This is a genomic window from Brevibacterium senegalense, assembly GCF_000285835.1.
In the GTDB taxonomy this organism is placed as follows: Bacteria; Actinomycetota; Actinomycetes; order Actinomycetales; family Brevibacteriaceae; genus Brevibacterium; species Brevibacterium senegalense.
The window spans coordinates 24,610-41,900 of the sequence record NZ_HE978611.1 but is presented as its reverse complement, the minus strand read 5'-3'; the positions used below and the strand labels follow the sequence as shown (position 1 = coordinate 41,900).

Here is a 17,291-nt window from a genome sequence, read left to right as displayed (position 1 = left end):
CGCGCTGACTGAGTACATGCAGCAGACCGAGCCGGCAGCACCGCCGGCGGTGAAGGCTGATCTGACCCTTCCAGAGACGACCGAGCGGCGAGTGATGCCGGAGGACCAGGAGTTCGAGGTGATCGCACTCAACGAGCGCGACACCTGGAATGCGGACCTCACGGACGCGCCTCACGACAAGCTCGACTGAGAACCGGCCCCGGACGCCGCCGGCGCCGGACTGTTTCTCTCAGACGGACCCGCTTCGCGGGGCTCTGCTATGCGCCTGCGGCGCGGGTCCGCACCTTCGGTGCAGCCACCTGTCGGTGGCGGGGATGACCGACTGACGGTCCATCGTGCAGTGGTGGTGGGCGGGCGTCAAGGCACGCTCCGCTCTTCGGCCTTGACCCCCGCCCACCACCACAGGGAGGTCAGTCGGTCATCCCGCGGAGCCGCTGCGCGGCGCTGAAAACCTCTTGTCTGCCAGCCTTCGGCTGGCGTCGGCTGACCGTGTGGTCACCTTTATTGCCATCGAAGCGCAACAAGTCTAGCCGAGCGGGGACCCCGACCTTTCAACCCACATGCTCAACGGAACCTCAGAGTCGATCCTCGTTCCTCGTCACGACTCCAAGGTTCCGTCAAGCATTCTTCGGGGTTGAAAGCCCACCCACGCTCTCGCTTTTTCTTGCGCGTCTCCGATTGCTGGAGGCGGCTGGGCGAAAACCCGCTCAGCTACGCAGAGCGAGAAAGGGGCCATCATGGTCTACCGCATCACCAGCACGCCGCAGCTTGCGGCCGTGCTCCTGGGAGCGTCCTCCGTCCGCGAGTACCGGGTACTCCTCGCCCTCTACACCGAGGGCGGTGAGCTGCGCCTCACCGCCCAGACCGAACTCGGCGGTCTCCGCGACACCGCTGACGCGGTGCGCGAGTTCGTCGGGTCCCACCAGCAGGCCCTGGTGCTTGTGCAGACGCACGACCTCATGGAGGCTGTGCCCTACGTGCGGGTACTGACCGCGGCGCTGCCGCGCGAGGTCACGGTCGGTTCCCTCGCAGGTTCGGACCTGCTGGTCGACGGGCAGCTCCACAACCTCGACGAGTACTCCGTCGAGCTGCCGGCCGAGATGCGGCAGCGCATCACTCCGCTCACGCTGTGGGCGGAGGACTGCGAGACGGAGCACGTCGGGGTTCGGCCGGTCGCGGCCGAGCCGGTCGCGACCGTCACGGCCTTCCGCGAGGCGGTGCAGGCCGGGCAGAAGCCCGACCTGGGGCTGCTTGCGCAGCTGGGGTCGCAGTTCGCAGACGTGCGCACGCGCGACCTCGTGCTGGAGGCAGCACTCGGCGCTGATCCGGCCGACGCTTACGCGCGGTCGGGGGAGGCGTTCCGCCGCGCGATCTGGGACGCGGATGCGAGGTGGCCGGAGCAGACCGTCTGGCTCGCCGGTCTCCGCTACGTCGCGGAGCACGTCGACCAGGACGTCGCCGGCGGAGCCTGGGCGGTCCTCGCAGCGTATGCGTGGATCACTGGCGCGCTGCGCCAGGCCGACCACGCCGTCGAGCAGGCGCTCGACTTCGACGAGGACGAGGGCCTCGCGAAGCTGGTCCGGAAGTCGCTCGCGGAGGGCCTGAACACGCAGGCCGTGCAGAAGGCGCTGCGCGGCTGACGCGCGCAGTCCCGCCGGGGCCGGCTGACCGTCACAGGTCAGCCGGCCCCGGCGACCTTTGGGCGAACATGTCCCGCTTCGCGGGGCTGTGTCATGCGCCTGCGGCGCAGCCTCCGCACCTTCGGTGCAGCCACCTGTCGGTGGCGGGGACGACGGGCTAGGACAGCAGGAAGGTGCGGTGTGGTTGTGCAGGGGTCAAGGCACGCTCCGCTCTTCGGCCTTGACACCTGCACAACCACACCGGGGGAGTATTGGGCGGCCTACCCATCGTCCCTGCGGAGCCGCTGCGCGGCGCTGAAAAACTCGTATCTGCCAGCCTTCGGCTGGCGTCCGCGCTGACGCATCAGCGTCAGCCGCGCGCGGCAGGGAATGGCTTGGCGTGTCCTGCTGACACGTCCCCCTGAGCAGGCCCGCTCTGACTTATCCACTGTGCGCTGCACGCCTCTGGCGCAAGGCACGTTCCGTGGCGGAGCAGAACTTCTCCGGGCGCTCGTTCCTCGCTGAGAACTTCTGTTCCGCCACTGCACTCTTCGACCCTGCGCCTGCCGGCTATCACAGCGCATGGCGGGAACGTCATCACAGGCACAAGCACAGGAGGACACCATGTCTGTCGAACTCTGGACCAAGCCGAACTGCCCGAACTGCGACCGCACTCAGATGATGCTGAAGCAGCGCGGGATCGACTACTCGATCCGCTCGTTCATCGAGGAGCCGCAGCTCCTCGATGAGGCGAAGGCGCGAGGCTTCGCCTCCGCACCCGTCGTCATCGCCGGCGATGACGCCTGGTGCGGCCTTCGGCCTGACAAGATCGTCACACTGTGACGCTCTTGGAAGGCCCCCACACCCTGAAGGGTGTGGGGGCCTTTCTCGGCCACTGGCGTGGCCGTGCGGCAGGCGCTGCGCGCCTGCCGCAGGGGTTCCAGCGTGGTCACCTTGGTGGCGTCGATGGTCGCCCATGATAGCCCGACAGGGGACCCGACCTTTCAACCCACATACTCAACGGAACCTCAGAGTCGATCCTCGTTCCTCGTCACGACTCCAAGGTTCCGTCAAGCATTCTTCGGGGTTGAAAGCCCACCCTGTCGAACAATCAAGTGCTCCTGCCATCGACCGCGCACGGCGGTCGAACAACGTCAGGAGCACGACATGGAACAGCCCACTCTCTTCAACCTCATCGCGGCCGATGAGACCGACTTCGACCGCACCGCTGCGATGAAGCGGGCGCGCGAGCTGGACCCGCTTCCGAAGACAGCCTGGACCGGCTGGACGTTCGATGATGACGGTCGTCCGACCGCTCCCTCCTACGAGCGGGACAAGGTCTGGTGGCTGAACGAGTACTACCGGGACAGCTGGGACGGAGAGCCCATGTCCGGTGACGATACGGTCCGCGCGCAGGCGTGGACCGAGGCGGCCGGGTACCCGGTCCGCTATCAGCTCGGCGTGAACGTCGAGACCGGCGAGGCCGGCGTCACCGACAACAAGGGCAAGAACGTCTACGTTCTTCCCCTTGCCCGCATCCGCGCAGCGCTTGCGCAGCGCCGAGCGCGCCGCTGAACGCGGCCGGCGGGACGGGCACCGCCCGTCCCGTCTTGGGGTGCCGCAGCACCCCCCTGCCGGATGGACCCTCGGCATCCATCCGCCATGTCTGTCTCGTGAGTCCAGGGAGTCCCGGCCCGCGTATCTGGTGACGTGACGCGCGGTCCCAGCCATGAAAGTGGGCACACGGCTAGCCGGCCACACTGCGCTGTTAGGGCAACCGAACTCCCGGAGCGCCAGCGGAGGGAGTTTGGGCGGCAGCCCTGCGCAACTCAGCACAGCGATTCAGGCGGCGGAACCCACCGCCGATTCACCGTCGCGGTCGCCAGCACTCTCAGCGCTGGCGTGCTGCTGCTCGGCCATCGTCGCAGTCGATGCCGACTGCTTCGCCGCCGGCTTGCGCCGCCGCCGTTTGGTGGCCGGCTTGTTCGGAAGGTCGAGACCCATTGCGCGCAGATCGCGTGCAGTCCAGCCGGACTTCACGGCGGCGTCGTAGCGCTCCTTGTGCTCGCGCTCCAGCAGTCCGGTCAGTTCGGCCAGCTCAGCCTCCAGCTCGTCGCGCCGACGCTGCGCATCGGCTTCGCCGGAGACGCGCTCATTGTGCGCCACCGCCAGCGCCTCGACCGCTGCCACGCGGTCGTTGAGTCGTTCCTTGCTCTGCTGCGTGACGTCTTCGACATTCACTGTTCGTGTGCTCGGAGTCATGACTCGATCCTACCGGATCGAAACCGGACACGGCAGGTGCCGCGCGTACTTGCTGGCGCTCCGTCCGAGCGCCAGGGCATCACGCTGGTGCGTGACGCCGAACCGGAGTCCCGGACGGAGCGAGCTATAACATCTGGTGCCCAGATGTGCTCGAACGCTTGCCTGCGGCTGCGCGATGGCTCACCATGGAACCAGAGGTTCATGGTGTCGTTGCACTAGGCCGAGAAGCAGGGGAGGTGTTGGTTGTGTCCGAGCAGATGCGTCAGACGCATGCTGGACCGCGACGCGACGAGCGCGTCAATGTCCGGCTGTCGCCGGAGGACAAGGTGCGGCTGTCTGCCGCGGCCCGCAAGGCGGGCATGTCCCTGCCGGCGTTCCTCGTGCACTCGGGTCTGCACGCCGGTGGGTTCGAGACTCCGCGCGAGCGCGATGCCGCTCTCTTCGAGGCCATGAAGCTCGAACACCAGGTTGCCCGTGTGGGCAACAACGTGAACCAGATCGCCCACCGCCTCAACGCTCTTGACGAGGTTGATCCGGGCATGAAGGATGCCGCCGCTGAGGTGCGTCGGACGATGCGAGCCGTGCAACATCTCGGGCTGCGCATCGCGGAGATGCGCGACCAGTGATCCCGAACATCGTCCGCGGCGGCCGCATGGCCGGCCTCATGGTGTACCTGGCAGGACCAGGACGTGCGAACGAGCACGAGAACCCGCACGTCGTCGCCGGCGATGACACCGCTCTTGCGACCGTCGAGGAGGGCGCGAAGCTCACACGCGATGATGCGCTTGCGCTGGGTCGCACCCTCGACCAGCCGCGTGTGATGTTCGGACGATCCATCACGAAGCCGATCCGCCGATGGGACAAGGAGCAGGGGAAGCGCGTGAAGGTCGGGGAGACCGACGCGCACGTGTGGCACTGCTCCCTGTCGTTGAACGCTGCCGCGGATGAACCACTCACGGATGCGGCATGGAAGATGATCGCGGAGCAGTTCGTCGAGCGGATGGGTTTCATCGACCCGGACCGGGCGAAAACCTCCCGGTGGGTTGCGGTGCGACACGGGCTGTCGAAGAACGGCAACGACCACATTCACATCGCTGTGCAGATGGTCACCGAGGACGGTTCGCGTGCACGCGAACACAACGACCGGTCCCGGTCCCAGCAGGTCTGCCGAGAGTTGGAACGCGAGTTCGGTCTGGCAGTCACCGAAGGTGCGGCGATGAAGCAGACGCTGCCGCACGAGAAGGCGTGGGAGCGTCAGCGCACGGAGCGTGAGCGGTCCCCGTTCATTGAGCGGAAGGAGCTGCGGCGACGGTTGCGCGCCGCCGCAGCCGGCGCGACGAGCGAAGCGGAGTTCGTGCAGCGCGTCTACTCTTCCGGTGTCATCCTGCGGCCGCGGTTCGCCACTGGTCGCACCGACCAGATCACCGGCTACTCGGTCGCGCTGCCACCGCCTTCGGGGGTGGACCGTGAGCCGGTGTTCTACTCGCCGGCGAAGCACCTGGATAAGAACCTCAGTCTGCCGAAAGTCCGTGCTGCACTTGGTGTGCCCCGCGAAGGTGACCCGCGCGCAGTCGGGGCATGGCAGGAGCACCACAGTGCGACACGCGACAGTGCACCGAGGCAGACACTCGCGCCGCCGGCGGAGGCACTGCGGAACCGACTGGCGGCCGGCTCCGTGTCCGTTGCCGACCTGTCACGCATCTACGCGTCCGCGTCCATCCACTTCGAGCGCAGCGAGCACGGACCACTTGCTGAGGCCAGCGAGCAGATCGCAGCCGTCGCGACGAACCCCATGCAGGCCGGCCACTCCGCCCGCCTCATGGATCGTGCGCTCAGTCGCAACGCCATCGAGGGATGGACCGCCCTGCTGCGGCAGGCGATGAAGCTGTCCGAAGCGATGAGCCGCACACGGTTCGGCGGTGGCCGTGTGCAGCTCTCAGCAGCACACGACCGTGTGCTGGACGAGGCCGCGCAGCGGCACACCAGCACGACGGCGACCGCTACGCTCGAACGACCGCGCAGTGAGAGCGGCCGCCCAGGCGCATGGACACCGACGACCACGCACGAGCGACTGTTCGGCACCAGCGAGAACAGGACCGTGCGACCATCGACCCGAACCGATCACCAGACCCGCGACACATCACGGACCCGTGATGATGGCGTCGAACGATAAGGAGACGGAACCATGAGCATCAACCCCGCTGAGGAAGAGTCCGAGTCCGTCAACGAGCTGGGCCGCATCGCCCGCGGCGTCGGAATGGCCGGCATGCAGATGAAGGAAGCAGCCGAGCGGAAGCGCGACCGTATCCAGCGACAGACGCAGGCCGGGGAAGCCGAGCAGCAGCGGCAGGCGGAAGCCGCCCACCGCAACGGTGCCGAACACGCCAAGACCCTGCACCAGGAGGCGAACTCCGCGCAGTTCTGGAAGACGACCTCGAACGCACACCTGGCCCGCTCCATCACCGACGCGCAGGACCTCGCCGCTCAGGGGCACGGCACCGCGAACAACGCCTACATGGCGTACGCGGACCGCGTGCGCGACCTCCACGGCCTCAACATCGAGACCGTCGCAGTCGGAGGAACCAGAGACGAACGGTTCAACGCACTCCAGGCAGCCCTCGATGACCACAACTCAGCCGGCCGGCTCCGTGAGGAAGCGCAGTTGAACGATCACGCGGCCGAGTCGATCCGCGAAGAGCAGCAGGCGCAGGCCGAGGACGCACCCGCCTACGACGAACAGCTCCGCTCCGCCGCAGTCGAAGAAGCAGCCGAGGCCGGCCTCGACACCGACGACTACCTCGACCAGCTCTCTGTTGAGGACCGCGAAGCGATCCTCAATGAGCCGGACAACGCGGAAGCCCGCGACGCCCGCATCGAAGGAGCCACACACGAGGAAGCCGGCGCGGATGCCGACCGCACGCACTCCGAATCACACCCCGAAGAGCGCCACTACGACACCGCCGCGGAGACGGCACGAGACGACGCTGACCAGGCCCAGGCGGCCGCGCTGCCTAGCTCCCAGCACGGGCGAGACATGAACCGCCACCTCGACGACGCCGCGAAGCGCGACCCGCAGTCCGCGGCGGCACGCCGCAGCGCGGCCGCGAACCTTCCCGCGGACGGGAAGGACTACGTGAAGAACTCCATCGAGTCGAAGGCGCACGTGCGCAAGGCCGCCGGCCAGCAGCAGCGCAGCGGCCGCGAGCACGTCCAGCAACGCTGACCCGACGCCCGTGGCCCCCGCGCCGCCGGAGGCATTGGCGCAGCGGGTGGCCGTGGATAGCATCGTGTGATGACAGACACGCCTGGTCTGGCCTACCACTACACGTCCGCCGAGGCGTTCCTCTCCATCATCAGGAGCGGCTGCCTCCGCGCCAGCTCCACCCACGTACTCAACGACAGGCGCGAGACGGTCTACGGGCTGGAACAGTTCCGCCACTACGCAGCGAGCGGGCACGGGGGAGAGGGTGCCGACTATTTGATGGCTGTCCTCAACGACGAAGACTCGTTCTTCGATAGTAATGAGCACAACGACATCTTCGTCGTCAGCGCTTCAGGGCTAGGCGACTCGACATCGCACTGGTACGCCTACGGGGACGGAGGGCGAGGCTACGCGATCGGATTCCGCCCCGATGCTCCCCTCGCGCTCAGAACTGAACCGTCGTCGCAGGCGGCAGATGAACTCCAGAGGAGTCAGCCCGAAGCGGAACGCGAACGGGGTTCTTAGCGAACTCACGTTCGATCTCACGGGTCATCTGCCGGATGCCCTGCTTGTTGATCTTGAACCCGCTGGCCATTGGTGCTCCCTACTCCTCTATATCGAGCTGCTCGTCGCAGCCGGTGGTAGCTCCACCTAGCGTTCTCGCGATTATTGGAAGGTAGCGGCGAACCTGCTCGCGATCACTCTCGCGTTCATCGTCGGATAGTTGGTTGTATGGCGTGTTCATTTGGGTCGACCATCGTCGCGCCTGGTTCGCCGGAATGATCAGCGAGCCATCTGGACCGGGTACGCACTGATCATGGAGGTAGCGCTGCCAGTGAGACCATCGTTCGTGCTCGATAGCCGCCAACTCCTCTAGAAGGTCATCGCCCTCTAGCGCGGCTGTTAGCCCGTTGGGCTGGTCCGCCATCTCAGATCAACCCCTGCTTGACGAGCTTCCAATAGTGCTGTCCGAGGACGGTCAGTTCGCAAGCTCTGCTCTGCATGGCTGCGTGCCACATATGCGGCGCACCTACAGGGCGGACAAGGTTGACCTTTACGTAATTCTGCAAAATCTTGAAGGTCGCCGTGTTCACGGGATCCGGCTCCGGCACGTACGTGTCCTCAGCCCCGCTCCGCTCCGGTTCATAACTGGGATCTAGAACGAGTTGATGATCCGCTGTCGGGAAGTAGGTTGTGATTGCTTGCAGGTCGGCGAGGTCGATCGGTGGGTCGGTCTCGCGAAGTGACACGAAGGTCTTGACGTTGGTCTTGAACATCGGTCGCTGAGCCCAGGGCCCCAAGGACTGATCAATGTGGGCGTATGCGCTACCAGGGGTGATATCGCCCATGAGGTTGGCCGCAGCACCACTTAGTGCGTCGACAAGCAAGCTTGTAAAGACGCCTGAGCCACCGCCGGGTGTTTCGAGGGCGTACTGGGACGCCGTTGAGGCAGTGAGGATCGTAACGCCGTCAGAAATCTCTGCCACCCCGGAGACGAGGGCATTGTCTCCAGCATCCCCGCTGTGACAGCTGTCGAGAATAATGACCTTGTTCTTCGCCTTCGATGTGTTGGCAAACTTCATCACGTCCGCGAGCGCGAGGCCGTCATCACCTGTCGCGCAGTCGCTAGCGCAGAGATACCCGCCGGTGTCTTCGATGTGGCCGTGGCCGGCGAAGTAGAACAAAGCAATATCTGCGTCATCCGCGAATAGGTCACGAACAGCCTCCTTCAGCGCGTATCGACTGACCGGCTGGGCGGGGGCGGTTCCCAACAGCACGTTAGGTGTAGGGAAGTTGATGGTGCCGTCTGCGTTGCGTTCCAGGACAGCCTTCATCGCGTAGGCGTCATTCACGCAACCGCTCAGGCTACCGATGGTGTCGTAGTGATCGATTCCAACGATCAACGCTTTGCGCATGTCGGGCTCTACAAGGAGTCGATGAATCCGCTGATGTTTGCATCACTCCACGGATAGGTGGAAACGCCAGCGATGCTTGTCCGATCGGTCGAATAGGCCCAGATACCCCGGATCGGCTTGCCCTCGTCCTTGGCGCATTGGATTTCCCACTTCTGACCACTCGACGTAAGCGAGTTCTTGCTCACCAGCACGATCACGCCGTGGGACCGCTTGATGCGGGTGCGAACCCGTTCTTTCCAGTCACGGTCGTAGGGTTCTTTCACCGACATATCGATGAACTCGAACGGAGCACGGGGATGCAACGACTGCCCCTTGAGCAAGTCGCGCTGGTGCTCGTCTTCGATGGCGAACGCTACGAAAACGACCTTCTTGTCGGCCATGTCAACTCCTCTGTTAGACCTCCTACTCGGTCACCACAGAGATGAAGTTGGCTCAGCAAGGGTGAACGAGACTCACGAGTCCAGACTAGCTGTACTTCCCCGACACGGGATTCGTTGAGGACTTGCTGAAACAGCACAAGTACGAGGATGTGAACGTGAGGCGGTCGCTCGCCGCTATGGGCTGAGACCTGCCGGGGGTAATCTAACAATGTCTAACAGAATCTAACAGTCTCTAATCTGGTTGCGGAGAACTCATGACGGTCACGATCCCTCCACCGCCGGGAGAGCAGCACCGGCGCTCCCCGTTCACCCCGACGTTCGGGGCCACCCCACCCACGCTGGTGGGCCGGCAGCAGGAAGTCAACGACTTCGCCTACGCGCTCGATAACGGGCCAGGCTCGAAGGGCCGCGCCACCTTCGTCACCGGACAGCGCGGCGTGGGGAAATCCGTCATGCTCAGCGTCTACAGCCAGATCGCAGCCACACGCGGCTGGATGAGTGTGAACGAGTCCGCCTCCGCAGGCTTCGCGCGCAAGCTGACCGAGGCCCGCCTGCCGGAAGCCCTGGAACAGCTCGACACCGCGCACCTCACGACGTCCAAGACCATCGGCGTGAACGCCACCGTCCTCGGAGTCGGTGGTGGTTTCACGAACCGCACGGAATCGACGAACACACTGGTGCCAGACTTCCGGCACCAGCTCATGCGCACGCTCGACATCCTCGACAAGAACGAGACCGGCCTGCTCATCACCCTGGATGAAGTACACCGGTCGCAGCTGGACGAGCTGCAAGAGATCACGGACGCCATCTCCTACGCCGTCGCGCAGGAAGCGCCCATCGCCTTCGTCGGAGCCGGCCTGCCCGAGACGATCAACGGCCTGGTCAATGCCGACATCTCGACGTACCTGCGCCGAGCCGAGCGCGTGACCCTTGAAAACCTCACGCCGGAAGACACCCGCCTCGCACTGGAAACGCCGATCCGGGAAGCCGGCGGAGAGATTTCGGATGCCGCGCTGGACCTGGCCGTCGAAGGCACGGGCAACTACCCGTACCTCGTGCAGCTCGTCGGTGACGAGTCGTGGAGAGCCGCCGCCGGCGGCGACATCCGCGAATCCCACGTGCACGCCGCGCTCGACACGGCGGAACGGAGCATGTTCCGCCAGATCCACGAACCGATGATCGAGTCACTCTCCGGCCGCGAACGCGAGTACCTGCACGCGATGACCAATGACGAAGGACGGTCCTCGACAGGAGACATCGCCCGCCGCATGACGATTGATGCGCAGCACGCGAGCGTCTACCGCGACCGTCTGCTCACTGAAGGAGTCATTGAGCCCGCTGGCCGCGGATACGTCACGTTCGCCGTGCCCTACACCGACTCCTACCTACGAGCGAACACAGGCCGGGCGCAAGCCTCACATGCTGAGGTCGCCGCCAGCCGTGAACGCCCAGCGACACGCACCCGCCAGTCGCCCGGACAGTCCCGCTACATGCAGGAGACCAGCCCCCGCGAACGCCTGTTCGGGGGAACCGGCCGCTCCTCGTCCTCCGACAGCACTTACCAGGACCGCCAGCGGCAGCAGCGCGAGACCCGCCGCGAAGCCGGCCCCGAGCGCGAACGCTGACACCCACGCCGATTCAGTCGAAGTCGAGCCGGAACAGGTCAGGCACCGTCAGCGGCGAATGCGGCAGAGGCTCCGGCAGGTCCCGCTCACCGTCCCGATCATGCTTGTTCGGGTCGTAGGTGTGGAACGGCCCCTTGGGGTCGAGGATGACCCGCATCATCGGGTCCAGGTAGTCACGGAAGAACGCCACCATGCCCGGACCACCCTCCAGCCGCATCTTCTCCCACGATGCCCACAGCGCCTCCAGCCGCATGATGACCTCCGAGTAGCGCCACCACTGCGGGTCCCACACGAACTCCGAGGCATCACGCAGGGGCCTCGAGTAGTTCGGCAGCAGCCAGTCCGTCACCCACTCATCGACCGACTTGTAGAACGGCTCGAACGGCTCTTCCTCCGCCGCCGCCTCGTCGATGGGCTCGTCCTGCCCGAAGTCATCCGACATGCTGATCCTCCTTGCCGATCTGCGCTTCGTAGAACTCCTGCGACGCCTTCACATCACCCGCGTAGTCCTTCTGCGAGAAATGCTCCAGCTCCAGCAGCGCCGCCGGCTGACCCGAAGCAGTCATCACCGCGCGGCCGCGCGGCAACTGTGCGAGGTCAGACGGCTCCATGATCCGTTCGCGCTGCACCGACGTCGACGCCGACCGGCCGCCCACGCGGCCGCCCTGCGTCTGCGAGGTCCGCTTCACCACGTCACGGTCACCGATGAGCGAGGACAGGAACGGCAGGAACCGATCTTCCGACAGGCCCGAGCCGGCGACCCTGATGTTCGCCGCCGACCACATCTTCTTCATGCCGTGCTCTCCGAACGCCTCCACACCCTGCTCGAACGACTGGAAGAACGTCGAGACGACGATGCCGCGTGACCCGTAGTGGCTGTAGAGGTCCGGCAGCTCCGGCCAGCGCACAACGTTCGCCGCCTCATCGAGCACCGCCATCAGCGGAGTCGAGAGCCGGCCGCCGGCCTGCCGGGAAGCCACCCGTTCCGCCGTGTGCAGGATCGCCATAACCAGGGCCGCAGTGATCGCACGCGCCGAACCGCCGCCCTCACGGCTGATGAGGTAGATCGTGTCCGTGGACTTCACGAACGCCTCCGGGTCGAACTGCGGCCGGTTCGGGTTCGCATCCGGCCGCACCCACGAGGCCACCTTGGGATTGCCCAGGATGCCCACCCAGGTGCGCACCTGACCGAAGATGCCATCCCTCTGCTTCGAGGTCACCTTCTGGTTGCCCTCCAGGTTCTCCGCGTGCCCGAACTCCCCCGCGTCGCGCAGCAGCCGCACCGCCGTGAAGTCCGTCTCGTCGTTGACCCACCGGTACACGTCCGTGATCGGACGCTCCCCGAGCGCAGCGGCGAGGAAGTACCTCGCCAGCACGCCCTTCGCGGTCGGCCCGAAGTACGCATCCTCACGCGCATTAGCGTTCGTCATCGCAGAGACGAACACGTCCGTGAGCTTCTCCGCATTCTCCATGCCGTCAACGAAGCTCAGCGGATTCCAGTACCAGGCCGCCGGCTCCCCGATGATGCCCTGCACATCGTGGACCCACACCACGCCCTCCCGCGACCGCGGACCGCGCGTGAGGTCCACGATGTCGCGCTTGTTCGACGTAGCCACGACCGGCCCACGCGTCTCGAGGATCTGCGGCACGCACACGCACGAGGTCTTACCCGCACGCGGACCCATGATCCACAGCTGCACCCACTCCCAGGACGCGAACAACCGCTTCCGGTTGTTCACCAGCTTCGCCAGCGGCACACCGTCCGACGCGGCCGTCGCACCGAGCCGCTGCGCGTCCGCCGCCTGCGACTTCGCGGACAGCTCATCGAGGTCTTTCACATGCGCCATCGACTTCGCGCGATCATCGACCCGCGAACGTCCGCCGGCCTGCTTCCAGGCCGCCCACCCGAGCAGCGCACCGATCCCGGCGAGAACCACGACGATGCCGGCGAACACGCCGATCTGAGTAGCCGTGACCGGCACACTGCCACCGAACTGCCCGAGGATGATCGTCGCCGGATTCGCAGAGCCGGCCGCTTCACGGACCGGCTCACTGGCCAGTCCACCGGCCCACCAGGCGACTACCAGCAGCAGCACGAAACCGAGGCCGCCACCGAGCAGCATCCACGCCAGCTCGTCACTCTGCGGCTGCGGCCGCCTCCCTGCCTGCCTCGCCATCATTGCTTATCCTCCGTCTGATCGCCCGTGCCTGCCAGCAGCTGCACCCCGTCGCCCAACTGCTGCTGTGTTTCTGCCGCAAGGAGCGCTGCTACCGCTCCTGTCGTCGGCAGAGCCTGCCGCCTCTTCCGGCTCTTCTTCCATGCCATGTGAACTTCGCGAGGGTGCCGCGCCAGCAGCTCCCGCTCGTCGCGGCCGCGGCCAGCGAGCTCCACGAGGACCGCTCTAAGAGAGGCCTTCCTATCCACGTTCATGTGTCCGTCGATTTGGGCGAAGATAGCCGCGCCAACCAGAGGAATCGCGAACCCCGGTACCTCGCTCATAAAGACCGCCAGACTCCCCACATATGCGACCCCGGCAAGAACCCAGGACACCACAGGTGACGCCACATTCATCTGTTCGAGGGCTTCCTCAGCCTCCAAATAGTCGAGAGCGACCTCCACGCGCGCGTCGAGCCGTTCATGCTCCTGTTTCGCCGCTTGATCCACTCGCTCATCGAGCCGATCCGTCCAGTACGCCCGTCGGTTCGATCGGCCCTTACCTTTCCCGACGAACCTTTGGTACAGAAACGACAGCACGGGAGGGACAAGCACGAGGGAGGCTTCCCACGTCATTGAGGGCAGATCCATGATTATCCGCGCTTGCCGCGTCGCCCAGTCGTGACGGTCCACGCCTGGTTGGTGTCATTCACGTGCCGCTCCACGCTAGTCATCACCGACTGGAACGGAATCCCCGGCTTCTTACCGATCTTCAGGATGAACTTCCCCAGGCCCGGAGGGGCCGCGGCCCGGTTCGTATCCGGGTTGATGCCGCCCTCGGCGGACCAGTCGGTGATCATCGACTTCTCATCCTGGCTGAGCATGAACACCTCTTCGAGGTTGCCCATCTCCCGTTCTGCCAGCCCGCCGAGGAACACCATCGCGGAGCGCTCCACGAAGCCCCACGCAATCTCCGTGAGGTGATCGCTGGAGAGCTTCAGGTCGCCCATCGTGTGTGTGCACATGATCTGCCCGATGCCCAGCGTGCGGTTCAGTCGCGTCAGCGAGTCGAGGAAGTAGACCATCTGCTCCGAGGCGCGCAGCATCCGCCACATCTCGTCCATGATCAGCAGGTAGTGCCGCTGATCCTGACCCAAGCCGCTGGCGAGGTGCTTCTCCGCCGACACCATTGCGGAACCCAGCCCCCAGCAGACCGTCTGGATGGCCGCACCCATCGTCTTGTCTCCGTCGTCGATGCCGGAGATGTCGAACACAGCCGGCACTCCCGGCTTCAGGTGCTCCGACGTCGGCTCCGCGAACAGGTCTCCGAAGGGACCATTCGGCCCCAGAGCCGTGCACGCATCCAGCAGACCGGACACACGCTCGTCGTAGTACTTGTCATCGCCCCGATCCAGCGCGATCGCGCGCAGCCGATCATGGCGAGACTCGATCAGCGCACCTACGTCCCCGATGACCGGTGTGTTCTCCAGGTCAGGGTCGAGCACGCGCAGCGTCTCCGACAGCAGTGCTGTCTCATGCGCGTCGAGCTTCCGGTCGAGGACCAGGCTGACCAGGCCGGAGAGGACCGTCAGCCGGCGGCCGCGCATCTCTTCGAGTGCCGCGTGCCGCGCACGCTGCTCAGGAATCTCCCGCAGCTCCTGGACGAGCGGGCCGAGGTCGAGCGGGTTGAGGTGACCGCGACCGCGCGCAACCTCGATGACCTGTCCGTCCATCGCGGAGATGAGTGGCACGTAGTCCGGCTTCGTGTCCGACAGCACCAGCGGGGTCACACCCCATGCCTGGAGGATCGTCACGATCCGACGCATCAGCGAGGACTTCCCCAGCCCGGGCCGGCCGAGCACGAACGCGGACGGCTGGAGCACGAGGTTCGCCAGGAACCACATGATGGGGTCCGCGCAGACCGTCGTGCCACGCCGCAGGTGGTTGCCCAGGGGCACGCCGACCATCGGTGTCGATGAGCCGGCGACGAACGGCCACAGGCCGCACACCTGCACCGAGGTGCCCTGCGACTCGATAGGCGACTCGATGTAGCCCGCCGGCCCGCCGCCGGCGACATTCCAGCCGCGAGCACCGGGGCGTTCCAGCGTCTTCGCTCGCGCCTCCCGCGTGTTCTCCATCCACTGCCGCAGCGCAGACGGCCTCTTCCGGCTCGCGCGTTCCTCTTCCGCCACGTGGCGCTGGAGGGCCTTCGCCTCCTTCGCTGTCAGCCGCATGCTCCCGCTGACAGCGGGAACCACCTCAGCGCGGGGACGCTGGCGCTTCTTCCGGTTGAGCACAGTCATCACATCCAGTCACGAATCTCGTCTGGCAGGAGCATGTGGTCCGGCAGCACCAGTCCCAGCGGCAGCGCCGACTGGAACGTGACCGCCTGATTGCCGAGCGCTGGCCGCACCCGCAGGCGGGCTTGGTTGAACGATGCCGGAATCTGCTTGTCCAACTGCTTGAACCGCTCCGGATCGGCCACCGACACCGTGACCACCAGCCCGAAGCGCAGCAGGCCCGCGCCCTGCGCTTCCTCCTGCGCCGACTTCATCGCCGCCGCCCGACGCTGCGCGTCGCGCGCCGAGACCCGCTGTCGCTGGGACGCGGCGAACGTCGCATCGTTGATGTCGCGCTCCACCAGCTCCGTCGCGCGCGCGGCCGGGATCGGCCGGTAGAGGATCGTCACCCGCTTGCGCAGCACGTCCTTCGACGGCTCCAGCACCCGCCGCAGCGCGTTCGAGTGGAACACGCCGCGCGGACCTTCGTACATCGTCCACGACTTCGAGAACGCCCGGTCGTGCCGGTAGTGGTCGAACGCATCGAGTGCGAACACGGGGCCGGCATCAGCCCAGGAGAGTCCCGTCCCGCCTTCGGCGCGGGCCTCCTCGATCTGGCTGGCCGTCGTGGGGTCATAGGCCATGCGGGTGTGGTCGATGATGTCCTGCGCGGTGCACGCACGCACCGACGTGCCAGCGCCGGTGTCCATCAGCCCCGAGATGATCACCGGCAGTCGGTTGCCGATGTCCTGGGCCATCTCTTCGACACCGCGATCCTTCCCCGACCCATCGACGGCCTTCCCGTCGAACGTGACGGTGATGCGCGTGCTCAGCACCGGGGCTCCGCCCTCGTACTCCTGCGGGATCGCCTCGGCTACCGCCGTGGCGAACTGCGACCCCGCATCGTTGGCGTTCGCCGCCATCATGCGCCGCAGTCGCAGACCCGAGTCCGGTGCGGACTCAACGCTGACAGCAGCACCGCGGATGCCCTCTTCGATGCCGCGCTGGGCCAGCCAGCCGCCCCAGTGCGCGACCATCGAGTTCACGCGCTGCTGGTCGACCAGCTCGTCCCCGTCCGGGTACGCCTCGAACACGATGGAGTAGTTCTTCACTCCTTGCCCGACCACTCGGATCATGCCGAACCGGTTGCCGTAGGAGTCAGTGTGTTCACTCAGCTCGCTGGGAGCGAGTAGACCCGGCAGGCGCACAGCGCCGTCGCGGGTCCTTCCGGTCGGGCCTGCGAGGTAGACGTGCTTCCCCGCTCGTTCCTTGCGCTTCTGCATGATCTTCAACATCGTCCGTCCGTAGATCGAGCGTCCGTCTTTCCTTGTGATCAGGATCAGCACCGCGCCGATGACGCCGCAGAATCCGATCACCATTGCCACCAGGAACCAGCCCCGGGCCATAGCTCCCACGATCAGGAGCACCACCGGCACGCCTGCCAGTGACACACCCATCGGCAGGCCGAGGATGCCCGACCGGCCGGGCTTCGTCATGTTCCCGTAGGTGCCCGCCTGCACCTTCACCTCAGTGCTGCTGCTCATCGCGGCCACCTCCTTCCAGCGTCTCCCGCGCCCTGCTCACTGCGGCCTCTTCTGCCTCCGCTGCCGCGTTGCGCCGCCGCGTCTCCTGAATGTCCGTGCGGATCGCCGGCCAGAACGCGATCAGCACCACGTACACCCCCAGCGGCACGCACAGCAGGTACATCAGGACCGTGGTCATCTCCGGCGAGAGCCCGAGCATGAACACGCCACTGAGCCCCACCGGCACGATTGCCGCCGCAATGCGCCCCCACAGGGCCGAACCCTGCCGAGCGGGCATCGAGGCGAACCACTGCCTGATCGACACGACCC

18 protein-coding genes are annotated in these 17,291 nt (G+C 66.0%); 9 read left to right on the top strand and 9 right to left on the bottom strand.

From position 1 onward, the window contains the following. Positions 1–16 precede the first annotated feature (16 nt). From HGBR_RS15230 to HGBR_RS15215, 4 genes are all read left to right on the top strand, one after another. Positions 17–190, top strand: a complete 174-nt coding sequence (locus HGBR_RS15230) for a hypothetical protein (protein ID WP_154653277.1) — start codon at positions 17–19, stop codon at positions 188–190. Positions 191–737: 547 nt separating this feature from the next. Beyond that, entirely contained in the window at positions 738–1,640 is a 903-nt protein-coding gene (locus tag HGBR_RS15225) for a DUF4192 family protein (RefSeq protein ID WP_019160211.1), read from the top strand. Between the two features lie 603 nt (positions 1,641–2,243). Beyond that, complete coding sequence (locus HGBR_RS15220; protein WP_019160210.1) at positions 2,244–2,462, top strand: glutaredoxin family protein; 219 nt, start codon at positions 2,244–2,246, stop codon at positions 2,460–2,462. Positions 2,463–2,786: 324 nt separating this feature from the next. Then, positions 2,787–3,194, top strand: a complete 408-nt coding sequence (locus HGBR_RS15215) for a hypothetical protein (RefSeq protein ID WP_019160209.1) — start codon at positions 2,787–2,789, stop codon at positions 3,192–3,194. 267 nt (positions 3,195–3,461) lie between these two features. On the opposite strand, the gene HGBR_RS15210 is transcribed toward HGBR_RS15215, so the two are convergent. Then, complete coding sequence (locus tag HGBR_RS15210; protein WP_147522569.1) at positions 3,462–3,881, bottom strand: hypothetical protein; 420 nt, start codon at positions 3,879–3,881, stop codon at positions 3,462–3,464. A gap of 185 nt (positions 3,882–4,066) precedes the next feature. On the opposite strand from HGBR_RS15210, the gene HGBR_RS18450 reads away from it, so the two are divergent. The 4 genes from HGBR_RS18450 (at position 4,067) to HGBR_RS20065 (ending at position 7,608) form a co-directional block, all read left to right on the top strand. Next, positions 4,067–4,507 carry a plasmid mobilization protein gene (locus HGBR_RS18450; protein WP_147522568.1) on the top strand — a complete coding sequence of 147 codons (441 nt, stop codon included), beginning with the start codon at positions 4,067–4,069 and terminating at the stop codon, positions 4,505–4,507. Beyond that, positions 4,504–6,054, top strand: a complete 1,551-nt coding sequence (locus HGBR_RS19150) for a relaxase/mobilization nuclease domain-containing protein (RefSeq protein ID WP_019160206.1) — start codon at positions 4,504–4,506, stop codon at positions 6,052–6,054. The genes HGBR_RS18450 and HGBR_RS19150 overlap by 4 nt, the downstream gene beginning before the upstream one ends. A 12-nt stretch (positions 6,055–6,066) precedes the next feature. After that, a complete protein-coding gene (locus tag HGBR_RS15195; RefSeq protein WP_019160205.1) occupies positions 6,067–7,104 on the top strand; it encodes a hypothetical protein in 1,038 nt (345 codons plus the stop codon). Positions 7,105–7,173: 69 nt separating this feature from the next. Next, on the top strand, positions 7,174–7,608 hold the full coding sequence (locus HGBR_RS20065) for a hypothetical protein (RefSeq protein WP_154653276.1): 435 nt from the start codon (positions 7,174–7,176) through the stop codon (positions 7,606–7,608). A 404-nt stretch (positions 7,609–8,012) separates the two neighbouring features. Here HGBR_RS20065 and HGBR_RS15180 read toward each other — a convergent pair whose 3' ends face one another. Further along, entirely contained in the window at positions 8,013–8,999 is a 987-nt protein-coding gene (locus HGBR_RS15180) for a caspase family protein (RefSeq protein WP_019160203.1), read from the bottom strand. 8 nt (positions 9,000–9,007) lie between these two features. Further along, complete coding sequence (locus tag HGBR_RS15175; protein ID WP_019160202.1) at positions 9,008–9,379, bottom strand: TIR domain-containing protein; 372 nt, start codon at positions 9,377–9,379, stop codon at positions 9,008–9,010. A gap of 254 nt (positions 9,380–9,633) precedes the next feature. Here HGBR_RS15175 and HGBR_RS15170 point away from each other — a divergent pair, with 254 nt between their 5' ends. Next, positions 9,634–11,004: an ATP-binding protein gene (locus tag HGBR_RS15170; protein ID WP_019160201.1), complete on the top strand. Its 1,371-nt coding sequence runs from the start codon at positions 9,634–9,636 to the stop codon at positions 11,002–11,004. Between the two features lie 13 nt (positions 11,005–11,017). On the opposite strand, the gene HGBR_RS18435 is transcribed toward HGBR_RS15170, so the two are convergent. Genes HGBR_RS18435 through HGBR_RS15140 form a run of 6 tightly spaced genes read right to left on the bottom strand, consistent with a single transcriptional unit; the run spans position 11,018 to position 17,286 of the window. Further along, a complete protein-coding gene (locus HGBR_RS18435) occupies positions 11,018–11,446 on the bottom strand; it encodes a DUF4913 domain-containing protein (protein WP_019160200.1) in 429 nt (142 codons plus the stop codon). Continuing rightward, the gene (locus tag HGBR_RS15160; RefSeq protein WP_245533363.1) at positions 11,436–13,181 is read right to left on the bottom strand and encodes a type IV secretory system conjugative DNA transfer family protein; all 1,746 of its coding nucleotides are present in this window, start codon (positions 13,179–13,181) and stop codon (positions 11,436–11,438) included. The genes HGBR_RS18435 and HGBR_RS15160 overlap by 11 nt, the downstream gene beginning before the upstream one ends. Beyond that, a complete protein-coding gene (locus HGBR_RS15155; protein WP_147522567.1) occupies positions 13,181–13,810 on the bottom strand; it encodes a hypothetical protein in 630 nt (209 codons plus the stop codon). Before HGBR_RS15155 ends, HGBR_RS15160 begins: the two co-directional genes overlap by 1 nt. A gap of 2 nt (positions 13,811–13,812) precedes the next feature. Next, positions 13,813–15,462 (bottom strand): hypothetical protein, encoded by a 1,650-nt coding sequence (locus tag HGBR_RS15150; RefSeq protein WP_019160197.1) that lies wholly within the window; start codon positions 15,460–15,462, stop codon positions 13,813–13,815. Beyond that, positions 15,462–16,982: an SCO6880 family protein gene (locus HGBR_RS15145; RefSeq protein WP_019160196.1), complete on the bottom strand. Its 1,521-nt coding sequence runs from the start codon at positions 16,980–16,982 to the stop codon at positions 15,462–15,464. Before HGBR_RS15145 ends, HGBR_RS15150 begins: the two co-directional genes overlap by 1 nt. Beyond that, positions 16,966–17,286, bottom strand: a complete 321-nt coding sequence (locus HGBR_RS15140; RefSeq protein ID WP_147522566.1) for a hypothetical protein — start codon at positions 17,284–17,286, stop codon at positions 16,966–16,968. Before HGBR_RS15140 ends, HGBR_RS15145 begins: the two co-directional genes overlap by 17 nt. Positions 17,287–17,291 lie beyond the last annotated feature (5 nt).